This window comes from Roseovarius sp. THAF27 (genome assembly GCF_009363655.1).
In the GTDB taxonomy this organism is placed as follows: domain Bacteria; phylum Pseudomonadota; class Alphaproteobacteria; order Rhodobacterales; family Rhodobacteraceae; genus Roseovarius.
Genome location: NZ_CP045393.1, coordinates 4,014,717 through 4,030,286 on the forward strand (window position 1 = coordinate 4,014,717; position 15,570 = coordinate 4,030,286).

The following is a 15,570-nucleotide window of genomic DNA, read 5'->3' on the forward strand; positions in this document are numbered from 1 at the left end:
CTCCCGTCACGTACGACGCCAAGATAAGTCAGCCTTGTTGACATTCCAAGATCAAACTGGTAGCGAATCGCAGTTTATGCGCAATTTTATGTCCACTTCGGACGTTTCCAGCGCAACAAATGGAAAGAGGCCAGGCTGAGGAGGCGGAAATGGCAGCGTATGATGATCGCGACGGCAAGATCTGGATGGACGGCAAACTGGTCGAATGGCGGGACGCGAACGTGCACATCCTGACCCACGGCCTGCACTACGCCAGTTCCGTCTTCGAAGGCGAGCGGTGCTACAACGGCAAGATCTTCGAGAGCCGCAAGCACTCGGAACGCCTGCACTATTCCGCCGGCCAGCTTGATTTCGAGATCCCCTACACCGTCGACGAGATCGAGGCTGCCAAGATGGAGGTCCTTCAGGCCAACGGCTTCGACAACGCCTATGTGCGCGCGGTCGCGTGGCGCGGTGCCGGCGAGGACATGGGCGTCGCATCGGCCCGCAACCCCGTGCGCCTGGCCATTGCCGCCTGGGAATGGGGCGCATATTACGGCGACGCCAAGATGAAGGGCGCCAAGCTCGACATCTCCAAGTGGAAACGTCCCAGCCCCGAAACCATCCCCAGCCATGCCAAGGCCGCCGGTCTTTACATGATCTGCACCCTTTCCAAGCACGCCGCCGAGGCGAAAGGCTGTTCCGACGCGATGATGTTCGACTATCGCGGCTACGTGGCCGAGGCGACCGGCGCCAACATCTTCTTCGTCAAGGACGGCGAGGTGCATACGCCCGACCCCGACTGTTTCCTCAACGGCATCACCCGGCAGACCGTCATCGGCATGTTGAAGGACCGTCAGGTCAAGGTGCACGAACGTCATATCATGCCCGAGGAGCTGGAAGGCTTCGAGCAGTGCTGGCTGACCGGAACCGCCGCCGAGGTGACGCCCGTTGGCCAGATCGGCGACTACAATTTCGAGGTCGGCGCGCTGACCCGCGACATCGCGGAGAGCTACGAGAAACTGGTGCGCGCGTAGGTCTTGGCCTTCGCGTGGCATGACGGAGCGTGAGCGTGCGTACCGCAATCGGGGCCGCTGGCCTGCGGGACGGTGCGACGCTGTCGTTTCACCATCACCTGCGGAACGGCGACGACGTGATGCGCGAGGTCTTGCAGACCTGCACCGAAGAGGGCCTGCGCGACCTGCACATCGCGCCATCCTCGCTCTTTCCCTGCCATGCGGCCCTGATCCCGTTCCTTGAAGACGGGATCGTCACGCGGATCACCACGTCCTACATCAACGGGCCCCTCGCCGAGGCGGTGCAGCGCGGTCTTCTGCCTCATCCAGTCCGCCTGCAAACCCATGGTGGCAGAGCCGAGGCCATTGCCTCAGGCCGACTGAAAATCGACGCGGCCTTCATCGCCACACCGGCGGTGGACACCGAACGCAACCTCGGCGGCGCTGCGGGCCCGAACGCCTGCGGGCCGTTGGGGTATGCCATGGTCGATGCCGCCCACGCCCGCTTCGTCACCGCGGTCACCGATCACGCCGTGGACGACCTACCACGTGTCTGCATCCCAGCCGAGCAGGTCGATCTCGTGGTCACCGTCGACAGCATCGGTGACGCGCAGCAGGTAGCCTCTGGTACGACCGCCCGGGCGCCGTCGGCCAAGGGGCAGGCCATCGCCGACCTGACCGCCCGCCTCATTGCCTGCAGCGGCCTTCTGCGGGACGGTTTCAGTTTCCAGACCGGGGCCGGCGCGACATCTCTTGCCGTCGCCCGCAGCCTGGCGCCGGTCATAGCCGAACGCGGCGTGGTTGGCGATTTCGCGGCGGGCGGCATCACCGGGCCACTGGTGCAGATGCTGCATTCCGGTCTCTTCCGACACCTGCTCGACGTTCAGGCTTTCGACGGAGCCGCCGTGACCTCGTATGCCAATGACACCGCGCATCGCGCGATGTCCGCGTGGGATTACGCGAGCCCTGCCAATCCGGACAGCGCCGCGTCGCGCCTCGACGTGATGATCCTCGGCGCGGCAGAGGTCGACATGGATTTCAACGTCAACGTCACCTGTGCCAGCGACGGGCGTATCATCGGTGGCTCTGGCGGCCATGCCGACACCGCGGCGGGCGCGAAACTGGCCATCGTGACGACCCCGCTGTGCGCCGGCGGATTTCCCAAGCTGATCGAACGGCTGACCTGTCTCACCACGCCGGGCGACACGGTCGGCGCCGTGGTCACGGAAGAGGGGATCGCCATTTCCTCCGCTGCCCCAGAGCTGGCCCGGGCCGCGAAGAACGCCGGGTTGCCGCTTTCATCGCTCGACGATCTGCGCCGTAAGGCCGAAGCGCAGGCGACGCAACGTGCAACGCCGAGATTCGCTGAACGCGTTATTGCCGAATGCGAAGCGCCAGACGGCACGGTAATCGATCACGTGCGCGCTCTTGTACCTTGAGCAAAAGAAAAGCCGGGCAGGCAGGCCCGGCTTTCCGTAAAGCTATCGTCAGGTTCAGCCCGGACTCAGCCCGCGCAGGCGCTCCGACCGGCGGCGCAACAGCTCTACCGTCGTCAACAACAGGATCGAGATCGTCACGAGAATCGTGGCCGCCGCAAGGATCGTCGGCGAGATCTGCTCGCGCAGGCCTGTGAACATCTGCCACGGCAGGGTCTGTTGCTGCGCCGAACCGACGAACAACACCACCACCACCTCGTCAAACGATGTGATGAAGGCAAAGAGCCCGCCCGAGATCACCCCCGGCAGGATCAGCGGCATCTGAACCCGGAAGAAGGTCGTGACCGGGTTCGCCCCCATGTTGGCCGACGCCCGCGTCAACGAGCGGTCGAAGCCGACCAGCGTGGCCGTCACCGTGATGATCACGAACGGCACGCCCAGCGCCGCGTGTGCCAGGATCACCTTCACATACCCGACAAAAGCCTGGTCCAGCCCCAGGTTCGCTTCCAGCCAGTTGCCCAGAGGTGCATAGAAAAAGAACATCCCGGTGGCCGAAATGATCAACGGAACGATCATCGGCGAGATCAGGATTGCCATGATCGCCTGCCGCCCGGGCACATGGCTTTGCGACAGGCCGATGGCCGCCAGCGTGCCGAGGCTGACCGAGATGAACGTCGCGAAGGGCGCGATGATCAGCGAGTTCTTCAGCGGCGTCATCCACTCGTCGGTGCCCAGGAAGTCGCGGTAGTGCTTCAGCGAATAGCCCTCGGCCTGGAAGTTCAGCATTTCAGGCGTGAAGGTAAAGAAGTTCTCGGCGTTGAAGCTCAGCCACATCACCGGAATGAGCGGAGCGATCAGGAAGAAGAACACGAATCCGCAGATGAAGAGGAACGTGTTGTGCCACAACACCTGGCCCGGCGTGTAATAGATGGGCACGTTCTTGCGGTAATCGCCGGTGTCGAGCCAATACGCGAACCAGCTGAGCACGGCTCCGATGATGACACCGGATATCGCCGCACCCAGACCGCCTGCAAAAAAGCCCGCAATGGCGAAGGCGGCGATGATACCCCACCGGGTCTGCGTGCGCTGGCCCGACATCTGGTGCGCCAGTGCCGCAATGCCGGCGCCGATGACCGCGCCGACAAGCGCGCCAAGCCAGGGCTGGCCATAGACGTTGCCCGCGACAAAGCCGAACATGGCGCCCAGAACCGCCGTCAGCGGCAAGGTGAACCCGGTCAGCGGCGGGCGCGGAATGGTGACTGTGTAGCCATCGTCTTGATCGGTCATGACCTAGCCCCCCAACTTGACGTTATCGATGCCCACGATCCTGTCGTAGCACCAGTAAAGCACCAGAACGACGACCAGCAGGATGGTGCCCAGAGCAGCCGCCAGACCCCAGTTCAGCGAGCTGGAGATATGATAGGCGATCCGGTTCGAGATGAAGACACCGTCGGTGCCGCCCACGATCTCTGGCGTGATGTAGTACCCGATCGACAGGATGAACACGAGGATCGACCCCGCCCCGATACCCGGCACCGATTGCGGAAAATAGACCCGCCGGAAGGCCGTGACGTTCGTCGCGCCCAGCGACTTCGCCGCGCGCAGGTAGGACGGCGGGATCGTCTTCATCACCGAATAGAGCGGCAGGATCATGAACGGCAGCAGGATATGCGTCATGGCGATGATCGTGCCGGTTGCGTTGTTCATCAATATCAATCGGTTCGCGTCATGGACGAAGCCCAGCCACACGAGGATCTCGTTGATCACCCCCTGCTGCTGCAACAGTACCTTCCAGGCCGAAGTCCGCACCAGAAGCGAGGTCCAGAACGGCAGCAGCACGAGGATCATCAGCACGTTCGCCGTGCGCAGCGGCAGGTTGGCCAGGATCCACGCCACCGGATAGCCCAAGAGGATGCAGCTGCCGGTGATGATCAGCGACATGTAGAGCGTGCGCATGAACAGCTTGATGTAGATCTGCTGGTTCGCGGGCCGCGCCTCGACACCGTCAAAGCCCAGCTGGTAATCCGCCGCATTCAGGAAATACCCCGGCGTGTAGGACGCCTTGTAAACGCTCAGCGTCTTCCAGGTGAGCGGGTTGCCCCAACCCTTGTCGATCTCCAGAAACGCGTCCTTGAAATTCGGCTGCGGCTGTTCCGCCAGCATCTCCTGCGCCGCAACAAGCTGCTCTGCTCCGAAGCCGCTGTAGGAGGCCACATCGGCACCGGCCTGCAACTCTTGAATCAGAGCGATCTTGACCGCTTCCCAGGGTTCTTCCTCGGCGACGACATCCTCTTCCGCGATGGCGGTATAGACGGCAAAACTGGCGTATTCATAGGCGGTGCGCGGCAGAAGCGCGGAAATCTCCGCCCCCGGCAGGAAGCCGGTTCCGCCAGAATAGCTGTCGCCTGTCAGGACCTGAAGCCGCTTCCGGGCGTCATCCAGAACGGACTGGTCGCTCTCCTCGGCGTTCTCTCCGCCCCGCATCAGGTCGAACCAGAACGTCTCGTTGTCCCAGGTGTCCTCGGCCAGGTCTTCCAGCGCGTCGATCTGGTCTTCGCCGATCTCGTCAAGGTCGCGTCCGACAGACCGGAACTGCGAGGACAGGCCCGTTAGTTCGTAGTTCAGGCGCGTGCCCAGCTTGGTGTGCTCCTTGGCCTCGGAGGCCAGGAACAGGTCGTAGTAAAGCGCCTCGTAGACAGGCTCGTCCGGCAGGTCGCTTGCGGTCGGGTCCCACTCTGCAATCGCGCTGACCGTCTGCGGCAGGGTATCGGGCACGATCGTGTTGTCGACCGACCGCAGCAGCATCGAGACAATGGGAACGATAAAGGTTACGAGGACGAAGATCAGCAGCGGAGCGATCAGCAGCAACGCCCGCATCTTCTGGCGGCGCAAGGTCCGCGAAAGGCTTTTCTTCAGCGGCGTACCGTCGGCAGCCAGAACAGGCCCGCCCTCGTTGCTGTCCGCAATGCGCAGCCCGTCATCGGGCGTGGGCGCCGCCTTGCCGGTCGTGGCGTCAGTCACATCGCTCATAAAGTCCCCGTCGGCAGTTTGTTGTTTTGTTTATTGTCCGTGTGGAAGGGCCGCGGACGGCCCTTCCAGGTATCTCTAAGCGAACCGCTTATTGCGCCAGCCACGCCTGGAATTTGGCGTCGATGTCGTCGCGGTAGTCAGCCCAGAACTCGTAGTTGTAGAGGAACGTGTTCTGCGCGTTCTCCGGGTCGGTCGGCATGTGCGGCGCCATGTCGATGCCCAGTTCCGCGTGCTGACCCACCAGCGGTGCCGAGGAGGCACGGGCCGGACCGTACGAGATGTACTTGGCCTGGTCCGCCAGACGCTGCGTGTCGGTCGCGAACATGATGAAGTCCTTGGCGCGTGCCAGGCGATCTTCGGGCAGGCCCTCGGGGATGATCCAGCCGTCCAGGTCGAACACCTGCGCGTCCCACATCATGCCGATCGGCTGATCCTGCTCTTCGATGGCGGCAAACAGACGACCGTTGTAGGTCGAGCCCATGAACACTTCGCCATCGGCCAGAAGCTGCGGCGTGTCGGCACCGGCGGACCACCAGATCACCTCGTCCTTGATGGTTGCCAGCTTGTCCAGTGCCTGTTGCTGGCCTTCGGCGGTCGCCAGGACGTCATAGACTTCTTCCTTGGCGACGCCGTCACACAGCAGCGCCCATTCGACGTTGTTGATCGGGCGCTTTTCCAGCGCACGCTTGCCCGGATAGGTTTCCAGGTCGAACACGTCGCAGATGTCGTTGGGCGCTTCCACGCCTTCCGGCACCATGTCGGTGCGATAGCCGAAGGTGGTCGAATATACGATCTGCGGGATGAAGCAGTCACCCACCAGCAGCTCGCCGAAATCTTCCTCGGCCGAGGTGCCATCGGGCGCGGCGGCCAGGTCTTCCTCGGGGTCGATTTCCATGGCCAGGCCTTCGTCGCACAGGCGCAGCGCGTCAGCGGCCACGACGTCGACCACATCCCAGGTGATGTTGCCGGCCTCGTCCATGGCGCGCAGCTTGGCCACGGCCTCGTTCGAGCTTTCGTCCCAGATCACTTCCAGGCCTTCGTTCATTTCCTTGTACGGCTCGGCATACGCTTTCTGCTGGCTCGCCTGGTAGGCGCCGCCCCAGGATACGATGGTCATCGAATCCGTCATTTCCTGTGCGTGAGCCGACGCAGCAGCAACCGTCAGTGCGGTCGTCGCCATAAGTGTTTTCGTCAGTTTCATGTCATACTCCCAAAAGTACTCCCGTTTACCTTTCGGGCCCCATGTCACGGGAACAACATGCGGACCTCGTTCTATCCGGGCCGGCGCACTGGCCCGCCCGAATCCCTAAAAACTCCTAGTTCGCATCCAGTGCGCGGCAATCCTCGGGCAGCCAGCCGATCTCGATGGTCTCGCCCGGTGTCAGCCGCGTCTGGTCCGGCGCGTTCCGCGACTTGATCACGAAATTGTCGTTGCCCGCCACGCTCAGACGGGTGCGGAAAATGTCACCCATGTAGATGAATTCCAGCACCTCGGCCTTGATCGTGTGGGTGCCTTCCTTGAGACGTTTCTTGTCGAATTCCACGCGTTCCGGCCGGATCGAGACGCGGGTACGCTCGCCCACTTCGCTGACGTTGACCGGCTTGCAATCGATGATTCCGCCATCGTCCAGTTGCACCTGCGCGAGACCGCCCTGGATCTGCTTTACGGTGCCCTCCAGCGTGTTGTTCTCGCCGATGAACTGCGCGACAAAGCTGTTTTGCGGGCTCTCGTACAGCTCGTCCGGCGGCGCCAGCTGCTGGATACGGCCATCGTCGAACACCGCGACGCGGTCCGACATGGTCAGCGCCTCCGTCTGGTCGTGCGTCACGTAAACCGTGGTGATGCCCAGATCATGCGCCAGTTTGGTGATCTCGAACTGCATGTGCTCGCGCAACTGCTTGTCGAGGGCACCAAGGGGCTCGTCCATCAGGACCAGCTCCGGCTCGAACACCAGCGCGCGGGCCAGTGCGATCCGCTGTTGCTGACCACCCGAAAGCTGTGCCGGGCGGCGGCCACCAAAGGCACCCATCTGCACCATGTCGAGCGCGCGCTTTACCTTGGCTTCACGATCGGACTTGCCGATCTTGCGAACCTCCAGCGGAAAGCTGAGGTTCTCGGCCACGGTCATGTGCGGGAAAAGGGCGTAGTTCTGGAACACCATGCCGATGCCGCGCTTGTGCGGCGGGATATCGTTGATCGACACCCCGTCGAGCAGGATGCGGCCATGCGTTGCGGTTTCGAATCCCGCCAGCATCATCAGACAGGTGGTCTTGCCGGACCCCGACGGCCCCAGCATCGTCAGGAATTCGCCCTTGGGCATGGAAAGGTTCAGGTCCTTCACGACCAGCGTTTCGCCGTCGTAGCTTTTCTGAACACGATCAAATGCGACGAACGCATCGCTCGCTTGCGATTCGGTCAAGAGTGTCTCCCCATATGTTTTTTCGTCGCGGTTGTTCCGCGTTTAGCTGGAAATAAAGCCAGTTTCCGCCGGCGATGCAAGCAAACTCATTGAGTTTTTCCACAGCAGGCATCTCCGAAGGAAAATTAACCAAGGTCGCCCGGATTTAAGTCAGATTTCCTGCCTGATGACGCATCGCTGGCCTGTTGGTCCCCTGTTCACAGTGCTTGCATCGGGCAAGGGCGCCCGCAAGCGTTCATTCCGGGACCCCACCAAGGTTCTGTCTATCAAGTTTTTTTTCGTGCATTCCTGTCGTCCAGCAGGCACCTTCGGGGCATCCCGGCACGTGCTGTCCGGCCCGACCAAGACGAGGAGCGATCAGACCATGAAAGACCTGCCCTTCACCCCCGTAGAGTACGACCGCCGCCTCAAGCGGGCACGGGCCGCGATGGAAGAACGCGGGCTTGATGCGGTCTTTATCACGGACCCGTCCAACCAGAACTGGCTGACCGGCTATGACGGCTGGTCCTTCTACGTGCACCAAGGCGCGATCCTGACGATGGACGGCCCGCCCCTGTGGTGGGGCCGACACATGGACATGCTGGGGGGTCGCAGGACCTGCTGGATGGAGAATGATTTCATCCTCGGATATGGTGACCATTTCGTGCAGTCGACCGAGCGGCATCCGATGCAGGACCTGGCAGAAGTGCTCAAGCGGTACGGGCTGGAGACGGCGACGATCGGGGTGGAGATGGAGAACTACTACTACTCCGCCAAGGCCCATGCCGTGCTTTGCGCCGAGATGCCGAATGCCAAGATCGTCGACGCTACAACGCTGGTGAACTGGCAGCGGATCGTGAAGTCCGAGGAAGAACTGGTGCTGATCCGCAAGGCGGCGCGCATCTCGGAAAAGGTCATGCGCACCGCCATCGACATGGCCGAGCCGGGACTGCGCAAGAACGACCTTGTGGCCAGCATTCTGAAGGCCGGGATCGAGGGCGTGGACGACGACTGGGGCGACTATCCGGCGATCATGCCGCTGACGCCCTCGGGCCTTGACGCCACCGCGGCGCACCTGACCTGGAACGGCAACCCGATGCAGCCGGGCGAGGCGACTTTCTTTGAGCTTTCAGGGTGTTACCGCCGCTATCACGCGCCTCTGTGCCGCACCGTGTTCCTTGGCGGCGAGCCGCCGCAGGACATTCGCGACGCCGAAAAGGCGCAGCTGGAAGGCATCGAGGCGGGGCTGGACGCGGCGCGGCCCGGCAACCGCACCTGCGACATCGCGCAGGCCCTGCTGGACGTGCTGGCCAAGTACGAGATCAAGCGGGAAGGGCGCATGGGCTACCCCGTCGGCGTCAGCTATCCGCCGGACTGGGGCGAGCGGACGGCGTCGATCCGGCTGGAGGACGAGACGGTGCTGGAACCCGGCATGGTGTTCCACTTCATGCCTGCGCTGTGGATGGACACCTGGGGTCTGGAGACGACCGAGACGATCCTGATCAACGAGGACGGCCCGGCGGAATGCCTGTGCAACATGCCCCGGCAGATGTTCGTCAAGGACTGACGCGAATCGGCCGGCGGAAACCCTGGTTAATGCCGGCGGGGTGCCGAAAACCACGTCGGTATCGCGTCGGTATTTGCGTGGTATGCCGTCGGTGGACCGCTTGGCGACCCGATCGTTACCGTGGCGCGCGGTGCTTCGGCGCGCCACGGCATGTCACACGGCTCAGCTCGCCGCCTTCATCAGACCTTCATCTTTCAGTTGCTTGTGCGCGAGGTCGAGCGCGAGGTTCGCGCGTTCGACCAGGGTGTCGATCTCGGACTTGGAGATGACCAGCGGCGGCGAGATGACCATGCGGTCGCCCACGTGGCGCATGATCAGGCCGTTCGAGAAACAATGCTCGCGGCAGATAAGACCGGCGGTGCCGGCCTCGGCGGCGAACCTGGCGCGGCTGGCCTTGTCGGGGCTGAGCGCGATGGAGCCCATCATGCCGCAGATTGCCGCCTCACCCACCAGCGGGTGGTCGGCCAGGGTTTCCCATTTTTCCTTCAGGTAGGGCGCGGTTTCCGCGCCGACGCGGGTGACGATGCCTTCCTCGTCGAGGATGCGCAGGTTTTCCAGCGCAACGGCACAGGTCACCGGGTGGCCCGAATAGGTGTAGCCATGGGCGAATTCGCAACTGTTCAGCACCTCGGCCACCTCGTCGCTGACCAGCGAGCCGCCGATGGGCGCGTAGCCCGAGCTGACGCCCTTGGCGATGGTCATGACGTCGGGCTTGATGTCGAAGGTTTCCGAGCCGAACCACTTGCCGGTGCGCCCGAAGCCGCAGATCACCTCGTCGGCGATCAGAAGGATGTTGTACTTGCGGCAGATGCGCTGGATTTCCGGCCAGTAGGTTTCGGGCGGAACGATCACGCCACCGGCGCCCTGCACCGGCTCGCCGATGAAGGCGGCGACCTTGTCTTCGCCCAGTTCGAGGATCTTCTGCTCGAGTTGGCGGGCGCGTTCCAGGCCGAATTCGACTGGATCAGTGTCTTTTCCCTCGCCGTACCAATAGGGCTGGTCGATATGGTGGATGTCCGGGATCGGCATACCGCCCTGCGCGTGCATCGCGGACATGCCCCCCAGCGAGGCGCTGCCCATGGACGAGCCGTGATAGGCGTTCTTGCGGCTGATGATTGCCTTTTTCTCGGGGTGGCCCTTTTGTTCCCAATAGGTGCGCACGAGCCGGATATTGGTGTCGTTCGCCTCGGACCCGGAAGAAGCAAAGAACACGTGGTTGAGGTCATGCGGCGTCAGTTGCGCCAGACGGTCGGCCAGCGCGATGGCGGGCACATGGGTCGTCTGGAAGAACGTGTTGTAGTAGGGCAGTTCCTTCATCTGGCGGGCAGCGGCGTCGGCCAGTTCCTCGCGGCCATAGCCGATGTTGACACACCACAGCCCCGCCATGGCGTCGAGATAGTCATGCCCCTCGCTGTCGGTCAGGGTCACGCCCTTGGCGCGGGTGATGACGCGCGCGCCCTTCTTGTTGAGCGCGTGGCCGTGGGTGAAGGGGTGCAGGTGATGCGCGGCATCCAGCGCCTGAAGCTCGGCAGTGGGCATGTGATTGGTGATGGCGGTCATGGCGAAACCTTTCATGATCGGAGGGTCGGACGGGGCGCACCGGTCCGTTTGTCCCAGAATATGATCAAATTATTCAGAGTCAATCGAATCAGGCCGGACGCGCGTTCTGTTCCAGGGAAACGCGGACCTGCTCCATTCCCTGGATCACGTCCTCGCGGATGGCGCGGGCCGCGCCTTCGGCATCGCGGGCGTGCATGGCGTCCAGCATGTCCTTGTGCTTGTCCGGCAGGTTCTGGGTGCCCATCCGCCCGCAGACCACCCGAAGGGACGGGCCGAACCGCAGCCACAGCCCCTCGGCCAGGTCGGCCAGGATGGGGGCATCCGCGATGGTGTAGATATGCGCGTGGAAGGCATAGTTGAGTTCCAGATATGCGCGCAGGTCGCCGCCGTCGATGGCGGCATCCAGATCACGGTCGAGCGTGGTCAGGTGGTCAAGGTCTTCGAGGGTGGCACGCTCGGTCGCCCGCAGGGTAAGATGCGGGTCAAGCCATTGGCGGGCAAGGATAAGTTCTGAGATGTTGTCCGCGGTAAGGATGGGCACCACGACGCGGCGGTTGCCGCGGAATTCCAGCGCGCCCTCGGCGGTCATGCGGCGGATCGCCTCGCGCACCGGGGTCATGCCCGCGCCCAGACGTTCGGTCAGGCCCTGGATCGTCACCGCCTGCCCCGGCGCAAGGTCGCCGAAGAGCACAAGCGCCCGCAGCTCGCGATAGATCAGTTCGTGCGCCGGGACGCGTGCCGTTTGAGCGTCGTCTGTGCCGAATTTCTGGGCGTGTCTGCTCATTCGATGTGCTTTCTGTCGCGGCGACCCTCGCAATCGCCTTGCGAGTTTAGCGACTGCGTGAAAGCATTACCATATTGTCATGCCCGGTTTTGTTTGATCAAATCCCGGGTCAAGGCGTGACAAGCGCCGAACCAAGGGGAGATATCGAATGACACAGAAGTTTCTGACCATGACCGCCGTTCTGGCGCTGGGCGCGACAAGTGCCATGGCGCAGGAAGTACGCGTCTACAACTGGTCCGACTATATCGACGAAGACCTGCTGACCAAGTTCGAGGAAGAGACCGGACTGGAGCTGGTCTATGACGTGTTCGACAGCAACGAAGTGCTGGAGACCAAGATGCTGGCCGGCGGCTCGGGCTATGACGTGGTGGTGCCGTCTGGCACCTTCCTGCAACGCCAGATCGCGGCGGGCGCATTCCAGAAGCTGGACAAGTCGCAGCTGCCGAACCTGGACAACATGTGGGACGTGATCGAAGAGCGGACGGCGAAATACGACCCCGGCAACGAATATGCCATCAACTACATGTGGGGCACCACCGGCATCGGCGTGAACACCGCGAAGGTGGCCGAGGTGCTGGGCGAGGATGCGCCCGTGGACTCGCTGTCGCTGATCTTCGACCCGGCGAACATGGAAAAGCTGCAAAGCTGCGGCGTGCATTTCCTGGACGCGCCGGTCGAGCTGATCCCCGCCGCGCTGCAATATATCGGCGAGGACCCCGACAGCCACGATCCCGACGTGATCGCCAAGACCGAAGAGGTGCTGATGGGCGTGCGGCCCTACGTGCAGAAGTTCCACAGTTCGGAATACATCAACGCGCTGGCCAATGGCGACATCTGCGTGGCCTTCGGCTGGTCGGGGGACATCCTGCAGGCGCGCGACCGTGCGGCGGAGGCCGACAACGGTGTCGAGATCGCCTATAACGCGCCCAGCGAGGGCGCGCTGATGTGGTTCGACATGATGGCGATTCCGGCCGATGCGCCGAACCCCGAGGGGGCGCACACGTTCCTGAACTTCATCATGGATGCCGAGAACATCGCGGCGGCCTCGAACTATGTCTACTATGCCAACGGCAACAAGGCCTCGCAGGAATTCCTGGTCGAGGACGTGATCGACGATCCGGCGGTCTATCCGAACGAGGAGACGCTCGAGAACCTCTACACCACCACGCCCTATCCGGCGAAGGTGCAGCGGGTCGTGACCCGGATGTGGACCAAGATCAAGTCCGGCACCTGACGCAGGACATGACAGGACCCGCGCGGCGCACCCGCGCGGGTTCATTCCTTCAAGGGGACAGCAATGCCGGAATGCAAGTTCGCGCCGTGGGACGATCCGAATGAAAAACCGCTCATCCAGTTCAGGAATGTGACCAAGCGGTTCGGGACGTTCACCGCCATCGACAACCAGTCGTTCGATATCTACGCAAAGGAGTTCTTTGCGCTGCTGGGCCCGTCAGGCTGTGGCAAGACGACGATGATGCGGATGCTGGCGGGGTTCGAGGCGCCGACCGAGGGCACGATCCTGCTGGGCGGGCGCGATATCGCGCCGATCCCGCCGAACAAGCGCGAGGTGAACATGATGTTCCAGTCCTACGCGCTGTTTCCGCACCTGTCGGTCTGGGAAAACATCGCCTTCGGCCTGAAGCGCGACAAGCTGCCCGCCGACAAGATCGCGGCGCGGGTGGACGAAATGCTGAAGCTGACGCGGCTGGAGCGGTTCGCAAGCCGCAAGCCGCACCAGATTTCCGGCGGCCAGAGACAGCGCGTGGCGCTGGCGCGCAGCCTGGCCAAGGGGCCGAAGCTGCTGCTGCTGGACGAGCCGCTGGGGGCGCTGGATGCCAAGCTGCGGCAGGACACGCAGTTCGAGCTGATGGATATCCAGGAAAAGACCGGCACGACCTTCGTCATCGTCACCCACGACCAGGAAGAGGCGATGACCGTGGCCAGCCGCGTGGCGGTGATGGATGACGGGCGGATCGTGCAGATCGCCACGCCCGACGAGATTTACGAGGCGCCCAACACGGCCTACGTGGCGGATTTCATCGGCGACGTGACGCTGTTTTCCGGCACGGCGATGAACCGCGCGCCCGACGCCGGGCCGGACGCCAGTCCGGTGGCTGCCGAGACGCCGGAGGGCACGGCCGAGACGCCGGAGGGCACGGCCGAGGCGGCGCCGCAAGAGGCGGAAACGCCTGAAACAGAGACTGTCGAGACACCCGAGGCGGTTGCCGAAATCGGGGTTCCGGCTGAGCCCGAGGCGCCGGTCGCGGATGAGCCCGCGCCGGAACCCGAAAGCGCAAAGCCCGCCAACCCCGCGCCGGAACCTGCGGAGGACAGCGCAAAGCCCGCCACACAGGCGCCGCAGGGACCGCAACCCAACCGGATGGGCCTGTGGCTGCATGACAAGGTCTGGGCCAGGGTGTTCGGCCCGCGCACCGACATCGTGCGGCAATTGCCGCCCCCGAGCCCCGCCGCCGCGACGGTGCCAAAGACAGAGGCAAGGGCGGCGCACCCAGAGACTGTTCCAGCGGAAACCACCGAAATTCCCGACGGTGGCATTACCATCGACTGGGCCGAGGGTCAGCCGCCGCTGATCGCGCTCGACGGGCCGAGGGTGGAGGACGGCCAGCACGTTCAACTGGCCCTGCGCCCCGAGAAGATCGGGATTTCCAAGACCAAACCCGATGCGGTCAACGCGCTGAAAGGCAAGGTGATCGACATCGCCTACCTGGGCAATCTATCGACCTATCACGTCGAGCTGGAAAACGGCACGATGATCAAGGCGCAGCTGGCGAACACGCGGCGCATCTCGCGCCGGGATATCACCTGGGAAGACGAAGTCTGGGTCAGCTGGACCGGCACGGCGGGCGTGGTGCTGACGTCATGACCCGGCGTCTGATCCTCGTTCTCGTGCCCTACCTGTGGCTGCTGGCGCTGTTCCTGGTGCCCTTCGCCATCGTGCTGAAGATCAGCCTGTCGGACATCGAGCTGTCGATCCCGCCCTATACGCCGCAGCTGGACCTTTCCGAAGGGTGGGAGGGGATCAAGGGGTTCTTCGCCGCGCTCGACTTCGAGAATTTCGTGTTCCTGGCCGAGGATGACCTGTACTGGAAATCCTATCTTTCCTCGCTTCAGATCGCCTTTTTCTCGACCATCCTGACGCTTCTGGTGGGCTATCCCATCGCCTATGCCATGGCCCGCGCGCCGAACCACTGGCGGCCGACGCTGTTGATGCTGGTGATCCTGCCGTTCTGGACCAGCTTCCTGATCCGGGTCTATTCGTGGATGGGCATCCTGTCGACCGAAGGCTACCTGAACCAGCTTCTGCTGGGTCTGGGTCTGATTTCCGAACCGCTGCTGATCCTCAATACCAATGTCGCCGTCTATATCGGGATCATCTACACCTACCTGCCGTTCATGATCCTGCCGGTCTATTCGGCGCTGGAGCGGATGGATGACAGCCTGCTGGAAGCGGCCGAGGATCTGGGCTGTTCGCGGCTGACGGCCTTCTGGCTGGTGACGTTTCCGTTGTCGAAGAACGGCATCATCGCGGGCTGTTTCCTGGTGTTCATCCCGGTGGTGGGCGAGTTCGTGATTCCGTCGCTGCTGGGCGGATCGCGGACGCTGATGATCGGCAAGGTGCTGTTCGAGGAGTTCTTCAACAACCGCGACTGGCCGGTGGCGAGCGCGGTGGCGGTGATCCTGCTCTTGATCCTGATCATCCCGATCGTGCTGTTCCAGCGCAACGAGCAGAAACAGCGGGAGGCGGAAGGATGAGCGCGCGCAAAACTCTTCGGAAGAG

General features: G+C 63.1%; 12 protein-coding genes and 1 pseudogene. 7 read left to right on the top strand and 6 right to left on the bottom strand.

What is annotated here, in order from left to right; translation table 11 throughout:
- The first annotated feature begins 149 nt into the window (after positions 1–149).
- The gene (locus tag FIU89_RS19920) at positions 150–1,016 is read left to right on the top strand and encodes a branched-chain amino acid aminotransferase (RefSeq protein WP_152494198.1); all 867 of its coding nucleotides are present in this window, start codon (positions 150–152) and stop codon (positions 1,014–1,016) included.
- 35 nt (positions 1,017–1,051) lie between these two features.
- Positions 1,052–2,434: a citrate lyase subunit alpha gene (locus FIU89_RS19925; RefSeq protein WP_172978176.1), complete on the top strand. Its 1,383-nt coding sequence runs from the start codon at positions 1,052–1,054 to the stop codon at positions 2,432–2,434.
- A gap of 54 nt (positions 2,435–2,488) precedes the next feature.
- Here FIU89_RS19925 and FIU89_RS19930 read toward each other — a convergent pair whose 3' ends face one another.
- From FIU89_RS19930 to FIU89_RS19945, 4 genes are all read right to left on the bottom strand, one after another.
- Entirely contained in the window at positions 2,489–3,718 is a 1,230-nt protein-coding gene (locus tag FIU89_RS19930; RefSeq protein WP_152494200.1) for an ABC transporter permease, read from the bottom strand.
- A gap of 3 nt (positions 3,719–3,721) precedes the next feature.
- The gene (locus FIU89_RS19935) at positions 3,722–5,461 is read right to left on the bottom strand and encodes an ABC transporter permease (RefSeq protein ID WP_172978177.1); all 1,740 of its coding nucleotides are present in this window, start codon (positions 5,459–5,461) and stop codon (positions 3,722–3,724) included.
- Between the two features lie 88 nt (positions 5,462–5,549).
- Entirely contained in the window at positions 5,550–6,662 is a 1,113-nt protein-coding gene (locus tag FIU89_RS19940) for an extracellular solute-binding protein (RefSeq protein ID WP_152494201.1), read from the bottom strand.
- Between the two features lie 115 nt (positions 6,663–6,777).
- Entirely contained in the window at positions 6,778–7,881 is a 1,104-nt protein-coding gene (locus tag FIU89_RS19945; protein WP_152494202.1) for an ABC transporter ATP-binding protein, read from the bottom strand.
- Positions 7,882–8,245: 364 nt separating this feature from the next.
- Here FIU89_RS19945 and FIU89_RS19950 point away from each other — a divergent pair, with 364 nt between their 5' ends.
- On the top strand, positions 8,246–9,427 hold the full coding sequence (locus tag FIU89_RS19950) for a M24 family metallopeptidase (RefSeq protein WP_152494203.1): 1,182 nt from the start codon (positions 8,246–8,248) through the stop codon (positions 9,425–9,427).
- A gap of 162 nt (positions 9,428–9,589) precedes the next feature.
- Here the strand turns inward: FIU89_RS19950 and FIU89_RS19955 are convergent, their stop codons facing one another.
- Both FIU89_RS19955 and FIU89_RS19960 read right to left on the bottom strand, forming a co-directional pair.
- A complete protein-coding gene (locus FIU89_RS19955; protein WP_152494204.1) occupies positions 9,590–10,987 on the bottom strand; it encodes an aspartate aminotransferase family protein in 1,398 nt (465 codons plus the stop codon).
- Between the two features lie 88 nt (positions 10,988–11,075).
- Positions 11,076–11,771, bottom strand: a complete 696-nt coding sequence (locus FIU89_RS19960) for a GntR family transcriptional regulator (protein ID WP_152494205.1) — start codon at positions 11,769–11,771, stop codon at positions 11,076–11,078.
- 148 nt (positions 11,772–11,919) lie between these two features.
- On the opposite strand from FIU89_RS19960, the gene FIU89_RS19965 reads away from it, so the two are divergent.
- The 4 genes and pseudogenes from FIU89_RS19965 to FIU89_RS19980 all read left to right on the top strand — a co-directional run bounded on the left by FIU89_RS19965 (position 11,920) and on the right by FIU89_RS19980 (position 15,545).
- Positions 11,920–13,005, top strand: a complete 1,086-nt coding sequence (locus FIU89_RS19965; RefSeq protein ID WP_152494206.1) for a polyamine ABC transporter substrate-binding protein — start codon at positions 11,920–11,922, stop codon at positions 13,003–13,005.
- Between the two features lie 63 nt (positions 13,006–13,068).
- A pseudogene (locus FIU89_RS19970) lies at positions 13,069–13,821 on the top strand (ABC transporter ATP-binding protein); the annotation flags it as partial.
- A gap of 330 nt (positions 13,822–14,151) precedes the next feature.
- A complete protein-coding gene (locus FIU89_RS22970) occupies positions 14,152–14,655 on the top strand; it encodes a TOBE domain-containing protein (RefSeq protein ID WP_152494611.1) in 504 nt (167 codons plus the stop codon).
- A complete protein-coding gene (locus tag FIU89_RS19980) occupies positions 14,652–15,545 on the top strand; it encodes an ABC transporter permease subunit (RefSeq protein ID WP_152494207.1) in 894 nt (297 codons plus the stop codon). The genes FIU89_RS22970 and FIU89_RS19980 overlap by 4 nt, the downstream gene beginning before the upstream one ends.
- Positions 15,546–15,570: the final 25 nt, after the last annotated feature.

Excerpts from the sequence above, each read along its gene's own strand:
- FIU89_RS19920 (WP_152494198.1), top strand. The coding sequence starts at position 150 with ATGGCAGCGTATGATGATCGCGACGGCAAGATCTGGATGGACGGCAAA.
- FIU89_RS19930 (WP_152494200.1), bottom strand. The coding sequence starts at position 3,718 with ATGACCGATCAAGACGATGGCTACACAGTCACCATTCCGCGCCCGCCG.
- FIU89_RS19935 (WP_172978177.1), bottom strand. The coding sequence starts at position 5,461 with ATGAGCGATGTGACTGACGCCACGACCGGCAAGGCGGCGCCCACGCCC.
- FIU89_RS19940 (WP_152494201.1), bottom strand. The coding sequence starts at position 6,662 with ATGAAACTGACGAAAACACTTATGGCGACGACCGCACTGACGGTTGCT.
- FIU89_RS19950 (WP_152494203.1), top strand. The coding sequence starts at position 8,246 with ATGAAAGACCTGCCCTTCACCCCCGTAGAGTACGACCGCCGCCTCAAG.
- FIU89_RS19955 (WP_152494204.1), bottom strand. The coding sequence starts at position 10,987 with ATGACCGCCATCACCAATCACATGCCCACTGCCGAGCTTCAGGCGCTG.
- FIU89_RS19960 (WP_152494205.1), bottom strand. The coding sequence starts at position 11,771 with ATGAGCAGACACGCCCAGAAATTCGGCACAGACGACGCTCAAACGGCA.
- FIU89_RS19965 (WP_152494206.1), top strand. The coding sequence starts at position 11,920 with ATGACACAGAAGTTTCTGACCATGACCGCCGTTCTGGCGCTGGGCGCG.
- FIU89_RS22970 (WP_152494611.1), top strand. The coding sequence starts at position 14,152 with ATGGGCCTGTGGCTGCATGACAAGGTCTGGGCCAGGGTGTTCGGCCCG.
- FIU89_RS19980 (WP_152494207.1), top strand. The coding sequence starts at position 14,652 with ATGACCCGGCGTCTGATCCTCGTTCTCGTGCCCTACCTGTGGCTGCTG.